Genomic DNA, 17,499 nt, shown 5'->3' with positions numbered 1-17,499 from the left:
GTTCGTACAGCAACACCGGACGCCTTCCGGCTGTCACAGTCTCCCGACAATGCTAAGGTTCGGCCCTAGCTTTTGTATTTTTCCAAGGAAGCCTTTATGCCGGACGCAACGTCCCTCAGTGCTGGTTTTATGGTGGTTCACGGCAACCGCCTGGACGAGTTGCGCAGCCTGGTGGTCAGCTGGATGCGGCGCTACCCGCTGGCACCCTTGGAAAATGAAATCGCTTTGGTCCAGAGCAACGGCATCGCCCAATGGCTGAAGCTGGCACTGGCTGAGGATCCGAAAGAGGACGACATGGGCGGCTGCGGTATCGCCGCAGCGATCGATGTGCAGTTACCGGGCAGCTTCATGTGGCAGCTCTATCGCATGGTCCTGGGCCGAGATGAAATCCCTGTCAAATCCCTGCTCGATAAAGCCCCACTGACCTGGCGCCTCATGCGCCTGCTTCCACAGTTGTTCGATCAGCCACACTTCGAACCTCTGCAACGCTTCCTTACCCATGACACCGATTTGCGCAAACGCTATCAATTAGCCGAGCGACTGGCTGACCTGTTTGATCAATACCAGGTATACCGAGCTGACTGGCTCGAGGACTGGGCAGAAGGTCGTCATCAATTACGCAACGGTCGAGGTGAAGCGAAAGCCCTGACTGCGGCAAACTGCTGGCAGGCAGAATTGTGGCGTGCACTGTTGCTGGATGTCGGTGAACAAGGCATGGCGCAAAGCCGTGCCGGCGTCCATCAACGATTTATCGAGCGTATCAACAGCCTCGACGTTGCGCCTGATGGACTTCCCTCGCGGGTGATCGTTTTCGGTATTTCTTCACTTCCCGCCCAGGCGCTTGAAGCGCTCGCCGGGCTGGCTCGTTTCAGTCAGGTTTTGCTGTGCGTTCATAATCCGTGTCGCCACCATTGGGCGGACATCGTCGCTGATAAAGACCTGTTACGGCATCAATACAAACGTCAGGCTCGCAAGAGCGGCATGCCGGTTGTCCTGGATCCGCAAACCCTGCATCAGCATGCCCATCCCCTCTTGGCTGCGTGGGGCAAGCAGGGGCGGGACTACATCAATCTGCTCGATAGCTACGACGATCCCAACAGCTATCGCTCGGCATTTCGTGACGGGAGAATCGACCTGTTCAGTGACAGTCAGCCACTGAGCATGCTCAATCAATTGCAGGACGACATTCTTGAATTACGCCCTCTGTATGAAACGCGTGAACGCTGGCCGGCAGTCGATCCAAAAGTGGATCAATCAATCCGATTTCACATCGCCCATAGCGCCCAGCGAGAGGTGGAGATCCTTCACGACCAGTTGCTCGCCCGTTTCAGTGCAGATCCCGATTTAAGGCCTCGCGACGTCATTGTGATGGTCCCGGATATCGACAGCTATGCCCCGCATATTCGTGCAGTATTCGGGCAGCTTGAACGCAATGACCCGCGCTTCATTCCCTTCACGCTCGCAGACCAGGGGCAACGTGGCCGTGACCCGCTGCTGATCGCTGTCGAACATCTGCTTAAACTGCCGGACAGTCGATTCCCCGTCAGCGAAATCCTCGACCTGCTGGATGTTCCGGCCCTGCGCACTCGCTTTGGTGTGGAGGAGCGAGACCTGCCGACCCTGCATCGCTGGATCGAAGGCGCTGGCATTCGTTGGGGTATGAACGCCGGGCAACGGGCAGGTTTGGGCCTGCCTCAGGAACTGGAACAGAACAGTTGGCGTTTCGGACTGCGTCGGATGCTGCTTGGCTACGCCGTGGGAAGCGGCAGCGCTTGCGAAGGCATCGAGCCCTACGACGAGATCGGTGGTCTGGATGCCGCACTCATCGGGCCACTGGTTGCTTTGTTGGACGCGCTGGAGATTGCCCATCAGGAGCTCTCGCGACCGGCGCCGCCCAAGCAATGGGGTGTACGGTTGCAGGCGCTGGTGCAGTTGTTTTTCCAGGCCAGCAATGAACATGACGACTACCTGCTGGCCCAGCTCGAGGAGTTGCGTGAAACCTGGCTTGAGACTTGCGAGTCCGTCGGTTTGCATGACGAGCTACCGTTGACGGTCGTTCGTGAAGCCTGGCTCGCCGGACTTGATCAAGGTCGATTGTCCCAGCGCTTTCTCGCCGGCGCAGTCAATTTCTGCACGTTGATGCCGATGCGCGCGATCCCGTTCAAACTGGTCTGTCTGCTCGGCATGAATGACGGCGATTATCCGCGCGCGCAACCGCCTTTGGACTTCGACCTCATGGGCAGCGATTATCGACCGGGTGACCGTTCGCGCCGAGAAGATGATCGCTATCTGCTGCTGGAGGCACTGCTGTCGGCATGTGACCAGCTCTATATCAGTTGGGTTGGCCGTAGCATTCGCGATAACAGCGAGCGTCCCGCATCCGTATTGATCGGTCAGTTGCGTGACCATCTGGCCAGTGGCTGGCGATTGCGCAATGCAGATGAAGATCTGCTTGAGGCCATGACTCAGGAACATCCGTTGCAACCGTTCAGCGCCCGTTACTTCCATGAAGGCGATAACCTGTTCAGCTTCGCCAACGAATGGCAGGTGCTTCATCAGTCTGGTGAGCCAGTTATCGATAACAACATCCTGGACGCTTACGTTCAGGAAGAGCCGTTGAGCCTCGGTCAGTTGCAGGATTTCCTGCGCAATCCTGTGCGACATTTCTTCAGCCAGCGATTGAAGGTGTTCTTCGAAGCCGCTGAAGTGCCGCTGGCCGATGAAGAGCCCTTTGTACTTGATGCGCTGCAACGCTATAGCCTCAGCGACAGTTTGCTCGGCGCCGCGCTGGCACAGCTTGAACGTGTGGATGAGGTGTTGGATGCGCATGCCAAACGCCTGCAAAACAGCGGTCTGCTGCCCATGGCCGGTTTTGGCGAATGCCTGCAACGAGAGTTGATCGAGCCGTTACCGGATCTGCTGCAACGCTATCAACAGCTACTGGCGTTATGGCCCACGCCACTCACCAGCGCTCTGCCGGTCAATCTCGAACTTCAAGGTCTGCGTCTGGAAGGATGGCTCAGCGGTCTGCATCAACGCGCAGACGGCGGATTGTTGTCGGTCACTACGATCCCCAACAGCATCGGTTCGATCAAATCCCGCAAGTGGCATCGTCTGACACGACCCTGGGTCAATCATCTGGTTGCCTGCGCCAGTGGTATGGAGATGACCACTGCACTGGTGGCCAGTGACGACAGTCTGTTACTCGGCCCGATTGAAAAAAATACCGCATCCCTAATCCTGGGCGACCTGTTGATGGCCTGGCAAACGGGCATGCGCCAGCCTCTGCCCATTGCGGTGAAAACTGCATTTGCCTGGCTCGCTCAGACCGACCTGGCCAAAGCCGATGCCGCTGGCCGCAAAGCTTATGAAGGCGATGGCATGACCACGGATGGCGAGCGTCGGGAAAGTCCCGCGCTCGCCCGACAGTTCGCTGACTACGACGCACTGATCGCCGACGAGACTTTCCCTGATTGGTGCAACGCTTTGTACAAACCGATGCTTGAAGCTCCGTGGCGCTCATTGAGCAGCGAGGAAGCACGCTCATGACCGCGAAAACACCGCTGGCCCTGGCATTCCCGCTGCGCGGCAGTCAACTGATCGAAGCCAGTGCCGGCACCGGGAAAACCTTCACTATTTCCGCGCTGTACCTACGCCTGGTCCTCGGCCACGGTGGCGAATCGAGTGGCTTCGGGCGTGAATTGTTACCGCCGCAAATCCTCGTCGTGACCTTCACTGACGCCGCGACCAAGGAGCTGCGCGAACGCATTCGAACGCGCCTGGCAGAAGCCGCGCGGTTTTTCCGCGATGAAACTCCGCCGCCGGATGCGCTGATCGCGGAGTTGCGTGATCAGTACCTTCCGGAGCAGTGGCCCGGATGCGCGAATCGTCTGGACATCGCTGCCCAGTGGATGGATGAAGCGGCTGTCTCGACCATCCACAGCTGGTGTCAGCGGATGTTGCGCGAGCATGCGTTCGACAGCGGCAGCCTGTTTACCCAGACCCTGGAAACCGATCACAGCGATTTGCTGGGCGAAGTCCTGCGCGATTACTGGCGATTGTTCTGCTACCCGATGCAAGGCGATGCGCTGAACTGGGTGCGTGGTACTTGGGGCGGTCCGGCGGCCCTGTTGCCACGCGTCCGTGGATTATTCGCCAGTGAGCGCGACAGCGTCGAAGGCAAAGAGCCGGCCGAGCTGATCAACGAATGTCTGCAGGAGCGCCGGGCAGCCTTGATCGAACTCAAAATGCCCTGGCGTCAGTGGGCCGACGAGTTGCTTGCGATCTGTCACGAGGGTGTTGCGAGCAAAAGCGTTGATGGGCGCAAGATGCAGGCGCGTTACTTCGAACCCTGGTTCGAAAAGTTGAAGGCCTGGGCCGAAGACGAATTGCTTGAGCAGTTGGATATTGGCACCGGCTTCACCCGCCTGACCCCTGAGGGCATGGCTGAAGCGTGGAAAAAAGGCGAAGTCCCCCACCATCCGGGACTGGACGCCATGCCGGGCCTCAAGGCCAGTCTCGATGGATTGCCGACTCCCGATGCCGCGGTTCTGCAACACGCCGCCCAGTGGGTGGGCGCACGGTTCGAGGCGGAAAAACGTCGTCGCGCGGAAATGGGCTTCGATGACATGTTGCTGCGCCTCGATGCCGCATTGCAATCCGAGGGTGGCGAACGCCTGGCGACCTTGATCCGCGAACAGTTTCCGGTGGCGTTGATCGACGAGTTCCAGGACACCGACCCGGTGCAGTACCGAATCTTCGAAAGCATCTATCGCATCGAAGACAACAACCCCGAATGCGGCCTGTTCCTGATCGGCGACCCAAAGCAGGCGATCTATGCCTTCCGTGGTGCCGATATCTATACCTACCTGCGCGCTCGTCAAGCCACCGCAGGCCGACTGCATACACTGGGGACCAACTTCCGTTCCAGCCATGGCATGGTCGGTGCGGTGAACCATGTGTTTGCGCGCGCCGAGTCGCGCGAGGCCGGTCGGGGTGCGTTCCTGTTTCGCGAACGGAATGGCGATAACCCCGTGCCGTTTCTGCCGGTCGCCTCCCAGGGACGCAAAGAAGTGTTGAGCATCGGGGGGCAGGTTGTACCCGCGCTGAACATCTGGCATTTGTCCGCCGACCAGCCCCTGTCGGGCGCGGTTTACCGACAGCAATTGGCTGCTGCTTGCGCCAGTGAAATTACCGCGTTGCTGAACGGCGGACAGCAAGGTAAGGCGGGTTTTATCCAGGACGGCAAGGACTTCAGGGGCCTGTTGCCGGCGGATATCGCAATTCTGGTGCGCGACGGTAAAGAAGCTCAGGCCGTACGCGCCGAACTCTCCGCCCGTGGTGTGCGCAGCGTTTATCTGTCGGACAAGGATTCCGTGTTCGCCGCCCAGGAAGCCCACGATCTGCTGACCTGGCTCAAGGCGTGTGCCGAGCCGGATGTCGAGCGTCCGTTGCGGGCCGCGCTGGCGAGCATCACGTTGAACCTGTCGCTGGCAGAACTTGAACGGTTGAATCAGGACGAGCTGGCCTGGGAAGCGCGGGTCATGCAGTTCCGTGGTTATCGCGAGCTCTGGCGCAAGCAAGGCGTGCTGCCCATGCTGCGTCGTTTGCTGCATGACTTCCAGCTGCCTCAGGCATTGATTGCGCGCAGTGACGGCGAGCGGGTGCTGACCAACTTGCTGCACCTGTCCGAGTTGCTGCAACAGGCGGCCGCCGAACTGGATGGCGAGCAAGCGTTGATCCGGCACTTGTCCGAACATCTGGCGCTGTCCGGTCAGGCGGGTGAGGAACAGATCCTGCGTCTTGAAAGTGACGAGCAACTGGTCAAGGTCGTGACCATTCACAAGTCCAAGGGGCTTGAGTATCCCTTGGTGTTTCTGCCATTCGTGTGTTCGGCGAAACCGGTGGACGGAAGCCGTTTGCCGCTGCATTACCACGATGAAGCGGGCAATGCTCGAGTGACCCTCAAGCCCACGCCCGAGTTGATCGCGCTGGCGGATGATGAGCGGCTGGCCGAGGATCTGCGTTTGCTTTATGTCGCCTTGACCCGGGCTCAACATGCCTGCTGGCTCGGTGTCACTGACCTCAAGCGCGGTAATAACAACAGCTCGGTGTTGCACCTCTCTGCGTTGGGTTATCTGTTGGGGGGCGGTGCTCCATTGGTGGAGTCGCAAGGTTTGAAGCGTTGGCTGGAAGACCTGCAGCAGGATTGTCCCGCGCTGAATTACAGTGAGATGCCTGAAAAGGCGGATGAGCATTACCATCCGCCGCAGAACGATGCGAGCTTGCTCGCCCCCCTGATCCCCAAGCGCAAAGCCAGCGAAAACTGGTGGATTGCCTCCTACAGCGCCCTTCGCATAGGCGACAGCCTGAGCGTGGGCAGTGATGAAGCACCGGAAAACCCGCAGGCGCAAAAGCTGTTCGACGACGAGCGCCTCGATCCTGAAGCGCCGCGCGAAGTGATCGCCGGCGGTGCCGATATCCATCGGTTCCCGCGTGGTCCGAATCCCGGCACCTTTCTTCATGGTTTGCTTGAGTGGGCGGGTGACGAAGGTTTTGCCGCCACGCCGCGGGCCGTGGAAGACGCGATTGCCCGTCGCTGCAACCGTCGTGGCTGGGAAGGCTGGATCACCACGCTGAGCGATTGGCTGCAGCACTTGCTCAAGTCGCCGCTGCACATCGGCGCTGGACAGGCGCCCGTGATTTTTGGGCAACTGAGACAATACCGTGTCGAGATGGAGTTCTGGTTCGCCAGCCATAAGGTCGATGTGCTCAAACTCGACGAGCTGGTCCGCCAACATACCCACAACGGCGTCGCCCGTGTTGCAGCCGAACCGGTACTGCTCAATGGCATGTTCAAAGGCTTCATCGACCTGACTTTCGAGCACGATGGTCGCTATTACGTCGCCGATTACAAATCCAACTGGCTGGGCGTCGATGACATGGCCTACACCGAGCAGGCGATGGAACAGTCGATCCTGGATAATCGCTACGACCTGCAATACGTGCTGTACCTGTTGGCCCTGCATCGTCAGCTCAAGGCGCGGCTTGCCGATTACGATTACGACCGGCATGTCGGAGGGGCGTTGTATCTGTTTCTGCGCGGCACGCGCTCATCCAGTCAGGGCGTGTATTTTGCCCGTCCGCCACGGGAACTGATCGAGCGTCTGGACCGGCTGTTCCAGGGCAAGCCGGAACCCAAAGCCGAACCGGCCTGGGAACAGGGAGTATTGCTATGAGCCGCACCTTTGCCGATGTGTTGCCCACGCCGTTGGCAGCCGAAAGCCTGGCAAGTCTGGCGCCGTTGAGTCGCGCCGATGATTTGCTGTCGTTGCTCACGCGCTGGGTCGAGCGCGGCTGGTTGCGAGCGCTGGACAAAGCCTTCGTTGCCTTTTTGCACGAACTCGCCCCCGACGATGATCCGCTGGTGCTGCTGGCGGCGGCATTGACCAGTCATCAACTGGGCCACGGTCACGTCTGCCTGGATCTGTTCGAGACGCTCAAGGCGCCGGATTTCGCCCTGTCGTTGCCGCCGGAAGGCGACCTGCAAAGTGGTGCGATGTTGCTGCCTTCGCAATTGCTTGAGACGCTGGACGGCGCCCACTGGTGCAAGGTCCTGGCCTCCAGCCGGCTGGTCGCATTGGCGGCCGATGGCAGCGAAACGGCGTTGCAAAGGCCGTTGGTGTTGTCGGGAAAGCGCCTGTACTTGCGCCGTTACTGGGTGTACGAGCGACGTATCGATAACGCGCTGCGCCTGCGTCTGGCAGAACACGAATCCACACCGAATGACTTGCCTCAACGCCTCACCGGTCTGTTCGGCCCGGCCCGGCCCGGCGAACTGATCGACTGGCAGAAACTCGCGTGTGCCTTGGCGACCCGCAGTGCATTCAGCATCGTCACTGGCGGTCCCGGAACCGGCAAGACCACCACGGTCGTGCGTTTGCTGGCGCTGTTGCAGGCACCGGCGGTGGAGGCTGGCAAACCACTGCGCATCCGTCTTGCGGCCCCCACCGGCAAAGCGGCGGCGCGGCTGACGGAATCCATCAGCCAGCAAGTCCGGACGCTGGAAGTGGCCGAGGCTGTACGAGAAAAAATTCCGTCAGACGTCACTACCGTGCACCGCCTGCTCGGCAGCCGTCCCGGTACCCGACACTTTCGGCACCACGCCGGTAATCGCTTGCCGCTGGATGTCCTAGTGGTCGACGAAGCCTCGATGATCGACCTGGAGATGATGGCCAATCTGCTCGACGCGATGCCGGCTCATGCACGACTGGTGCTGCTCGGTGACAAGGATCAACTGGCATCGGTGGAAGCCGGCGCCGTGCTGGGCGATTTGTGCCGCGACGCCGAGGCAGGTTGGTACGGCCCGCAGACCCGACAGTGGCTGGAAGCGGTCAGTGGTGAACACCTCGAAACCAGCGGTTTGCAGCAAGACACTCACGGGACTCATCCGCTGGCCCAGCAGGTCGTGATGCTGCGCCACTCGCGCCGGTTCGGCGAGGGCAGTGGCATAGGCCAACTGGCTCGCTGGGTCAATCAGCAACAACCCGAAGAAGCTCGCAAGTTGTTGGCGGCCGGAAACCACGATGATGTGTTTTCCCTGCCTCTCAAAGGTGAGCACGACAGGGCACTGGAGCGCTTGTTGCTCGAAGGCCATGGCGATGGACCGCAAGGGTATCGGCATTACCTGAGCCTGCTGCGCAGTCGGCGACCGTCGCTCGACAGCACCCTCGAGGATCCGCGCTGGACCGATTGGGCTCGCGACGTGTTGCAAGCCTTCGATGCCTTCCAGTTACTGTGCGCCGTGCGCAAGGGACCATGGGGCGTGGAAGGCCTGAATCAGCGAGTGACCGATGCGCTGCTCAAGGCCAGGCTGATCGACAGCAATCAACAGTGGTACGAAGGTCGGCCAGTGCTGATGACCCGCAACGACTATGGCCTGGGCTTGATGAACGGCGACATCGGCATTGCGCTCAAGCTGCCGGAGCGCGAGGGACCCGAGGCGGGGCGCCAAGTGCTGCGCGTGGCCTTCCCGCGTAACGACGGCCAGGGCGGCGTGCGCTTTGTCCTGCCGAGCCGGCTGAATGATGTCGAAACGGTGTACGCCATGACCGTGCACAAGTCCCAGGGCTCCGAGTTCGCCCATACGGCGCTGATTTTGCCGGACGCCCTGAACCCGGTTCTGACCAAGGAGCTGATCTACACCGGCATCACCCGCGCCAAACACTGGTTTACTTTGATCGAACCGCGTAGCGGCGTGTTTGAGGAGGCCGTGCGACGCAAGGTCAAGCGCCTGAGCGGGCTGATGCTGGAATTGGAAGAGGCCATACCGCCGGGGGATTGAGGACGGCAGCGCCAGACGACGGAAACTGTCCGAAGTGCCGTCTTGCGCGGCCTCGCGAGCGTTTCGACGCTATGCTATCGTTGCGGCATCATCCCGTTACGACCGAATGGAATCCCTGCATGAAAGTGGCTGTCTGGACGACAGAGCACATTGTTGCCTGCAAGCGAGTCATGCTGGCAGGCGTTCTCTGTTTGCTCAGTGGCCTCGTGTTCGCGCAAGCGCAAACGCCCCCCGGCATGGCCGATCAACGCGCCCAAGCCGTTACGCAGGTTGTACTCGGCATCCTCAGTTATGCCCGTTGGCCTGTCGAGCCAGCACAACTGCGTTTGTGCATAGTGGGCCCCACCGAATACACCGACGATCTGGTCAAGGGCACGACCCAGGCCACCGGCCGTCCTGTCACCGTGCGTCGGTTGCTGGCGGATAGCCCGTCGATTGTCGGTGAGTGCGACGCGGTGTACATCGGCAAACTGACCAGCGAGGAACGCAGCCGGCTCTTCGCTTCGCTGGCGGGGCGGCCGGTGCTGAGCATCAGCGAAAGCGACGACCAATGCACCGTCGGCAGCCTGTTCTGCCTGCGAGTCGGCGATGAGCAAGTGTCCTTCGAGGTCAACCTTGATTCCGTCGCCCGCAGCGGCGTGAGAATCCACCCCAGTGTGCTGCAACTGTCCCGCCGCAAGCCGGCGGCACCATGACGCTATTCAAACCGGATAGTCGTCCGACCTTGCGCTCCGTCATCGGTCGCGGTCATTTGATCGTCGCGCTGGTGGGCGTGGCCATGGCCAGTGTTTCGCTGACGTTGCTGGGCGTGCTGGCCTTGCGGGTTTACGCCGACCACAACCTGCACCTGATTGCACGCTCCATCAACTACACCGTGGAAGCGGCGGTGGTGTTCAATGACAAGGCAGCCGCCACGGAGGCGCTGGCATTGATCGCGTCCACCGAAGAAGTGGCTGATGCCCAGGTGCTGGACGAGCAAGGCAAGTTGTTGGCCCGTTGGCAGCGACCGGAAACCGGATTTTTCTCGGACCTGGAAATGCAGATGGCCAAGGCGTTTCTGGAAAAGCCGATCAGCATGCCGATTGTCCATCAGGGCCAGGAAATCGGCAGTGTCCAGCTCATTGGTCACGGTGGCAGCCTGATGCGTTTTTTGCTCAGCGGACTGGTGGGGATCGTTCTGTGTACCGCTGTCAGCGCCTGGGTGGCGCTGTATCTCGCACGCCGACAACTTCGCGGGATCACCGGCCCACTGCGCAGCCTGGCTTGCGTGGCTCACGCTGCACGCAGCGACCGTGCCTTCGACCGGCGTGTGCCACCCGCGGCCATTGCCGAACTCGACAACCTGGGCAACGACTTCAATGCCTTGCTCGATGAACTCGAATCCTGGCAGACCCACCTGCAAAGCGAAAATGAAACCCTGGCCCACCAGGCCAGCCATGACAGCCTCACCGGGCTACCGAACCGGGCGTTTTTCGAAGGCCGGCTGAGTCGTTCGCTGCGCAACGCCAACAAACTCAACGAGCGCGTGGCGGTGCTGTTTCTCGACAGCGACCGATTCAAGGAGATCAACGATAACTTCGGTCACGCCGCCGGCGATGCGGTGCTGGTGGCCGTGGCCAATCGGGTTCGTGCGCAGCTGCGCGAAGACGATCTGGTGGCGCGTCTGGGGGGCGATGAATTTGCCGTCCTGCTGACTCCGCTGCACATGACCGAAGACGCCGAGCGTATCGCCGACAAAATCCTAGAAAGCATGGAAATGCCGATCCCGTTGCCGGGGACCAGCCAGGTGCTGACCTCTCTCAGTATCGGCATCGCCGTGTACCCTGATCATGGAACGACACCGGGGGCGCTACTCAATGCTGCCGATGCGGCCATGTACCAAGCCAAGCGCCTCGCCAGGGGTGCTCAGCACACGTCAGGGTCGGAGCACCCTGTCGCCGATGTTCAAACCAGGAGCTAATGCCCGTGTTTTCACTCCCTCTGCGATTTTTCACGATGACCCTGTTCATGGCCGTGCTGGCATTGGCCGGTTGCCAGACGGCGCCGCAAAAAGGCCTGACCCCGGCGCAGGTCGCGGTGCTCAAACAACAAGGTTTCGAGTTGACCGACGAGGGCTGGGCGTTTGGGCTGTCCGGCAAAGTCTTGTTTGGCAGTGACGTCGAAAAACTCAATGCTCAGAGCACCGAGATCGTCGAGCGCATTGGCAAGGCGCTGTTGGGGGTCGGAATCGAGCGGGTACGGGTCGATGGTCACACCGACGCCTCGGGTAAAGAATCGTATAACGAACAGCTATCCGTGCGCCGCGCGAAAAGCGTTGGCATGGTTCTGACCTCGGTGGGCATGAACGAACAAAACATCCAGCTGCGTGGCTTCGGCAGCAGTCAGCCCGTCGCCTCCAACGACACCGCCGCTGGCCGAACCGAGAACCGCCGGGTGTCGATTGTGGTCAGCGCCGATTAGTCGGCGAACACCATGTCCCGTCGCTCACCCATCAACAGACCCTGATTCTGCTCAGTCACCTCCCGGATGTAATCCCACAACAGGGTAATCCGCTTGAGCTTGCGCAGGTCCTCGCGGCAGTACATCCAGAACTGCCGGGTGATGTTGATCTCTTCCGGCAACACCGGCAGCAGACGCGGATCCTGCGCGGCGAGGAAGCACGGCAGAATTGCCAGTGACCGCCCCTGCTGCGCCGCCACGAACTGTGCGATCACGCTGGTGCTGCGCAGATTGGCGCTGGCGCCGGGCAGCACGTTTGCCAGGTACAACAGCTCCGAGCTGAACGCCAGGTCGTCGACATAACTGATGAATGAATGCTTGCCCAAGTCTGCCGGGCGGCGGATGGGCGGGTGTTTGTCCAGGTAGTCCTGGGTCGCGTACAGCTGCAACTTGTAGTCGCAGAGTTTGCAGCAGACATAGGGACCATGCTCGGGGCGCTCCAGCGCAATGACGATGTCCGCCTCGCGCTTGGACAGGCTGATGAAGTGCGGCAATGGCAGGATGTCCACCGAGATCGCCGGATAGGCGTCGACGAAATGACTCAGTTGCGGGGTGATGAAAAAGCTGCCGAACCCTTCTGTGCAGCCCATCCGCACGTGCCCGGACAGCGCGACGCCAGAGCCTGATACTTGCTCGCAGGCCATGTGCAGGGTGCTTTCGATCGACTCGGCGTAACCGAGCAATCGCTGACCTTCAGCCGTCAGCACGAAACCGCTGGTCCGGGACTTTTCAAAAAGCAGCGTGCCCAACGCCGCTTCCAGCGAACTGATACGCCGCGACACAGTGGTGTAGTCCACCGCCAGGCGCTTGGCCGCGGTGCTGGCCTTGCGGGTGCGGGCGACTTCGAGGAAAAACTTGAGGTCATCCCAGTTCAGCGAGCCTAGGGACGTGATGTTTTTTTGCATGATGGACCGGCTTTTATGTGCGTTCTTATTAGAAGTTTGCACATCTATACTCCAAAAACAGTCCGATAACCAATTCGCGACACACGCCTCATCTCAAGGCGACTTTCTCGCCTTGGCTCCCTAGATAGCTCTCTAAATAAGAACAATGTCCCGGAGACCAACATGAACGCATCGCTCACGCCAAACGAAACCACTGTGCAAAAGGTCAAGCTGTTGATCGACGGCGAGTGGGTCGAGTCCCAGACCAGCGAATGGCACGACATCGTCAACCCGGCGACCCAACAAGTGCTTGCCAAGGTTCCGTTCGCCACGGCGCAGGAAGTCGACGCCGCGATCAGTGCCGCCCATCGCGCCTTCCAGACCTGGAAGCTGACCCCGATCGGCGCGCGCATGCGCATCATGCTCAAGCTCCAGGCGTTGATCCGCGAGCACTCCAAACGCATCGCCGTGGTGCTCAGCAACGAGCAGGGCAAAACCATTGCCGACGCTGAAGGCGACATTTTCCGTGGCCTGGAAGTGGTCGAACACGCCTGCTCCATCGGCAGCCTGCAAATGGGTGAATTCGCCGAGAACGTCGCGGGCGGCGTCGATACCTACACCCTGCGTCAGCCCATCGGCGTTTGCGCCGGCATCACCCCGTTCAACTTCCCGGCGATGATCCCGCTGTGGATGTTCCCGATGGCCATCGCCTGCGGCAACACCTTTGTGCTCAAGCCGTCCGAACAGGACCCGATGTCGACCATGCTGCTGGTGGAACTGGCAATCGAGGCCGGCGTTCCGGCAGGCGTGCTTAACGTGGTGCATGGCGGCAAGGACGTGGTGGACACGCTCTGCACGCATAAAGATATCAAGGCCGTTTCCTTCGTCGGTTCGACCGCCGTGGGTACTCATGTCTACGACCTGGCTGGCAAACATGGAAAGCGCGTGCAATCGATGATGGGCGCGAAAAACCACGCCGTGGTTCTGCCAGATGCCAATCGCGTACAAGCACTGAATGCGCTGGTCGGCGCCGGTTTCGGCGCAGCGGGCCAACGTTGTATGGCCACGTCCGTGGTGGTGCTGGTGGGCGCGGCCAAACAATGGTTGCCGGACCTGAAAGCGCTGGCGCAAAAACTCACCGTGAATGCCGGCAGCGAGCCGGGCACTGACGTTGGCCCGGTGATCTCGAAAAAAGCCAAACAGCGGATTCTCGATCTGATCGAGAGCGGCATCAAGGAAGGCGCCAAGCTGGAGCTGGATGGTCGCGACGTCACCGTTCCAGGCTTCGAGAAGGGCAACTTTGTCGGCCCGACCCTGTTCTCCGGCGTGACCACCGACATGCAGATCTACACCCAGGAAATTTTCGGCCCGGTGCTGGTAGTGCTGGAGGTCAACACGCTCGACGAGGCCATCGCACTGGTCAACGCCAACCCGTTCGGTAACGGCACCGGCCTGTTCACCCAAAGCGGTGCGGCGGCGCGCAAATTCCAGAGCGAAATCGATGTCGGCCAGGTCGGCATCAACATCCCGATTCCGGTGCCGGTCCCGTTCTTCAGCTTCACCGGTTCGCGCGGTTCCAAACTCGGCGACCTCGGCCCGTATGGCAAGCAAGTGGTGCAGTTCTACACTCAGACCAAGACAGTCACCAGTCGCTGGTTCGATGACGACAGCGTCAACGACGGTGTGAACACCACCATCAACTTGCGTTAAGGAGCCGGACATGAAAATCGCTTTTATCGGTCTCGGCAACATGGGCGCGCCGATGGCGCGCAACCTGATCAAGGCCGGCCATTCGCTGCGGCTGGTCGACCTGAACAAAACCGTTCTGGCCGAGCTGGAACAACTGGGCGGCAGCATCAGCGCGACAGCCCGTGAAGCCGCTCAAGGTGCAGAACTGGTGATCACCATGCTGCCCGCCGCTGTGCACGTGCGCAGTGTGTGGCTAGGTGAAGACGGCGTGCTGGCGGGGATCGCCAAAGGTGTGCCGGCCGTGGATTGCAGCACCATCGATCCGCAGACGGCGCGTGATGTGGCCGCTGCGGCAGCCAAACAGGGCGTGGCGATGGCCGACGCGCCGGTGTCTGGTGGCACTGGCGGCGCAGCGGCCGGGACGCTGACCTTCATGGTCGGCGCCACCCCCGAACTGTTTGCCACTCTGCAACCGGTACTGGCGCAGATGGGTCGCAACATCGTCCATTGCGGCGAAGTCGGCACCGGGCAAATCGCCAAGATCTGCAACAACCTGCTGCTGGCGATCTCCATGGTCGGCGTCAGCGAAGCCATGGCGCTGGGTGATGCGCTCGGAATCGACACCACGGTGCTCGCCGGGATCATCAACAGTTCCACGGGGCGTTGCTGGAGTTCTGAGATGTACAACCCGTGGCCGGGCATCGTCGAAACGGCGCCGGCCTCGCGTGGTTATACCGGTGGTTTTGGTGCCGAACTGATGCTCAAGGATCTGGGGCTGGCCACGGAAGCGGCCCGTCAGGCGCACCAACCGGTGGTGCTCGGCGCGGTGGCCCAGCAGTTGTATCAGGCGATGAGTCAGCGTGGGGAGGGTGGCAAGGACTTCTCGGCGATCATCAACAGCTATCGCAAACCCCAATAAGGGCTTTGGTGAGGGGCTTTGGTGGCGAGGGAGCTTGCTCCCGCTGGTTCGCGAAGCGGACCCGATCCAGGCTAATGCGGTGTATCGGTTAGGGCGCATTGGCTGACTGTACGACGGCTTCGCCGCCGAGCGGGAGCAAGCTCCCTCGCCACAGGTACTGCATGTACGCATCGACATTTACCGGGAAATCACGTCGGGTGATCTCCCGGTTTTTTTGCATCAGGCAAACACGAAATACTTGCGCACGGTTTCAACCACTTCCCACATGCCTTTCATGCCCGGCTCAATGACGAAAATATCACCGGCACGCAGATGGATCGGCTCCTTTCCTTCCGGGGTGATGATGCAGTAGCCCTCGCGGAAATCGCAGTATTCCCACTTCACGTATTCCACATACCACTTGCCCGGCGTGCAGATCCAGGTGCCCATGATCTTGCTGCCGTCTTCGCTGGTGTAGGCATTGAGGTTGACGGTGTGCGGGTCGCCTTCGAGTTTTTCCCATTTGCAGGCGTCGAGGACCGGCAGGGGATGGGTGTCGCGAAGAACGGTAATCGGTGCGGACATGATGACTCCGAGCGTGAGGGATAACTGAAGTCGCACCGTATAGGGCTTGTTGCGGCATCAGTTGTCTGTGCTCGACATCGGGGTGTCCAGAAACGCTCGTTCATGAGCGCGTCCCATAAAAAACGCCCCGGTATTCATCGAATGCCGGGGCGTTTTTTTATCAGTGTTTATTGCGCCAGTGGCAGGTTTCGATGCCGCGCCATGCGCAACCGGTAGCACCCGAAGATGACCAAGACCCACACCGGCATGGCGTACACCGAAGCGCGCACCGGTGGAATCATCCAGATGACACCGATGATCACGGCCATGAACGCCAGGCACAGGTAATTGGTGTACGGCGACCAGAAGGCCTTGAAGCCTGGCACGATGCCGCGCTGAACCATGGCCTTGCGAAACTTCAGGTGCGTGAGGCTGATCAGCGCCCAGTTGATCATCAGCGAGGCAACCACCAGGGCGAACAGCAACTCAAGCGCTTCATGCGGAGCAACGTAGTTGACCAGCACGGCCAGCATGGTGATCAGCGCCGACACGCCCAGTGCCAGCAACGGTACGCCTTGCTTGTTCAGCTTCATCAACACCTTGGGGGCATCGCCTTGTTCGGCCAGGCCGTAGAGCATGCGGCTGTTGCAGTAGACGCCGCTGTTGTAGACCGAGAGCGCGGCGGTGAGTACCACGAAGTTGAGGATTTGCGCGGCGGTGTCGCTACCGATCAAGGCAAAAATCTGCACGAACGGACTGCCGCTGTAGGCGTCGCCCGAAGCGCCCAGTGTTTGTAGCAGTTGGTCCCAGGGGTACAGCGACAGCAATACGGTGAGTGCGCCGACGTAGAAGATCAACACCCGATAAACCACCTGGTTGATGGCCTTGGGAATGACCTTTCTTGGCTCGCTGGCTTCAGCGGCGGTGATGCCGACCAGTTCCAGGCCGCCGAAGGAGAACATGATGAACGCCATCGCCATCAGTAGTCCGGTGGTGCCGTTGGGGAAGAAACCGCCGTGGCTCCACAGGTTGCTCACCGATGCTTGCGGGCCGCCGGTGCCGCTGAACAGCATGTAGCAGCCGAGGAGGATCATGCCGATGATGGCCACGACCTTGATGATCGCGAACCAGAATTCCATCTCGCCGAAGACTTTGACGTTCAAGGTGTTGATCAGGTTGACCAGCACGAAGAATACCGCCGCGCTGACCCAGGTCGGCACCTCCGGCCACCAGAACTGCACGTACTTGCCGACGGCTGTCAGCTCGGCCATGCCCACCAGCACATACAGCACCCAGTAGTTCCAGCCGGACAGGAAACCGGCAAAGCCGCCCCAGTAATTGTGAGCGAAGTGGCTGAACGAGCCGGCCACCGGTTCTTCGACAATCATCTCGCCCAGTTGGCGCATGATCAGGAACGCAATGAAACCGGCAATCGCGTAGCCGAGGATCATCGACGGTCCGGCGGACTTGAGCACTCCGGCAGAGCCCAGGAACAGCCCCGTACCAATGGCGCCGCCCAATGCGATCAGTTGAATGTGTCGATTTTTCAACCCCCGCTTGAGCGTTGCCGGTTGCAAGATTTCATCCGCCATCTGGTTCCCTTTTTGGTTGTTGTGGCCAGG

General features: G+C 60.4%; 11 protein-coding genes. 8 read left to right on the top strand and 3 right to left on the bottom strand.

What is annotated here, in order from left to right:
• The first annotated feature begins 96 nt into the window (after positions 1-96).
• The 6 genes from recC to ACM6I5_RS13945 all read left to right on the top strand — a co-directional run bounded on the left by recC (position 97) and on the right by ACM6I5_RS13945 (position 11,803).
• A complete protein-coding gene (gene recC / locus ACM6I5_RS13970; protein WP_414884085.1) occupies positions 97-3,549 on the top strand; it encodes an exodeoxyribonuclease V subunit gamma in 3,453 nt (1,150 codons plus the stop codon).
• Complete coding sequence (recB, locus tag ACM6I5_RS13965) at positions 3,546-7,238, top strand: exodeoxyribonuclease V subunit beta (protein WP_414884084.1); 3,693 nt, start codon at positions 3,546-3,548, stop codon at positions 7,236-7,238. Before recC ends, recB begins: the two co-directional genes overlap by 4 nt.
• On the top strand, positions 7,235-9,343 hold the full coding sequence (gene recD / locus ACM6I5_RS13960; RefSeq protein WP_414884083.1) for an exodeoxyribonuclease V subunit alpha: 2,109 nt from the start codon (positions 7,235-7,237) through the stop codon (positions 9,341-9,343). Before recB ends, recD begins: the two co-directional genes overlap by 4 nt.
• Before the next feature lie 119 nt (positions 9,344-9,462).
• Positions 9,463-10,038, top strand: coding sequence for a YfiR family protein (locus ACM6I5_RS13955; RefSeq protein ID WP_414879316.1), 576 nt, complete (start codon positions 9,463-9,465; stop codon positions 10,036-10,038).
• A complete protein-coding gene (locus ACM6I5_RS13950) occupies positions 10,035-11,303 on the top strand; it encodes a diguanylate cyclase domain-containing protein (RefSeq protein ID WP_414879317.1) in 1,269 nt (422 codons plus the stop codon). The genes ACM6I5_RS13955 and ACM6I5_RS13950 overlap by 4 nt, the downstream gene beginning before the upstream one ends.
• Complete coding sequence (locus ACM6I5_RS13945) at positions 11,303-11,803, top strand: OmpA family protein (RefSeq protein WP_017336411.1); 501 nt, start codon at positions 11,303-11,305, stop codon at positions 11,801-11,803. Before ACM6I5_RS13950 ends, ACM6I5_RS13945 begins: the two co-directional genes overlap by 1 nt.
• Here ACM6I5_RS13945 and ACM6I5_RS13940 read toward each other — a convergent pair.
• On the bottom strand, positions 11,800-12,747 hold the full coding sequence (locus ACM6I5_RS13940; RefSeq protein WP_017336412.1) for a LysR family transcriptional regulator: 948 nt from the start codon (positions 12,745-12,747) through the stop codon (positions 11,800-11,802). The genes ACM6I5_RS13945 and ACM6I5_RS13940 overlap by 4 nt on opposite strands.
• 162 nt (positions 12,748-12,909) lie before the next feature.
• Between ACM6I5_RS13940 and ACM6I5_RS13935 the strand changes: the two genes are divergently transcribed.
• Positions 12,910-14,436 carry a CoA-acylating methylmalonate-semialdehyde dehydrogenase gene (locus ACM6I5_RS13935; protein WP_414884082.1) on the top strand — a complete coding sequence of 509 codons (1,527 nt, stop codon included), beginning with the start codon at positions 12,910-12,912 and terminating at the stop codon, positions 14,434-14,436.
• Positions 14,437-14,446: 10 nt separating this feature from the next.
• Entirely contained in the window at positions 14,447-15,334 is an 888-nt protein-coding gene (mmsB, locus tag ACM6I5_RS13930; protein WP_017336414.1) for a 3-hydroxyisobutyrate dehydrogenase, read from the top strand.
• A gap of 219 nt (positions 15,335-15,553) precedes the next feature.
• Here mmsB and ACM6I5_RS13925 read toward each other — a convergent pair whose 3' ends face one another.
• Both ACM6I5_RS13925 and ACM6I5_RS13920 read right to left on the bottom strand, forming a co-directional pair.
• On the bottom strand, positions 15,554-15,898 hold the full coding sequence (locus tag ACM6I5_RS13925; protein ID WP_414884081.1) for a cupin domain-containing protein: 345 nt from the start codon (positions 15,896-15,898) through the stop codon (positions 15,554-15,556).
• Positions 15,899-16,065: 167 nt separating this feature from the next.
• Positions 16,066-17,469: an amino acid permease gene (locus ACM6I5_RS13920; RefSeq protein WP_414884080.1), complete on the bottom strand. Its 1,404-nt coding sequence runs from the start codon at positions 17,467-17,469 to the stop codon at positions 16,066-16,068.
• Between the last annotated feature and the right edge of the window lie 30 nt (positions 17,470-17,499).

Source organism: Pseudomonas sp. IT-P171 (assembly GCF_949767765.1).
Taxonomy (GTDB): domain Bacteria; phylum Pseudomonadota; class Gammaproteobacteria; order Pseudomonadales; family Pseudomonadaceae; genus Aquipseudomonas; species Aquipseudomonas fluorescens_B.
This window is presented reverse-complemented; position numbering and strand designations above follow the sequence as displayed.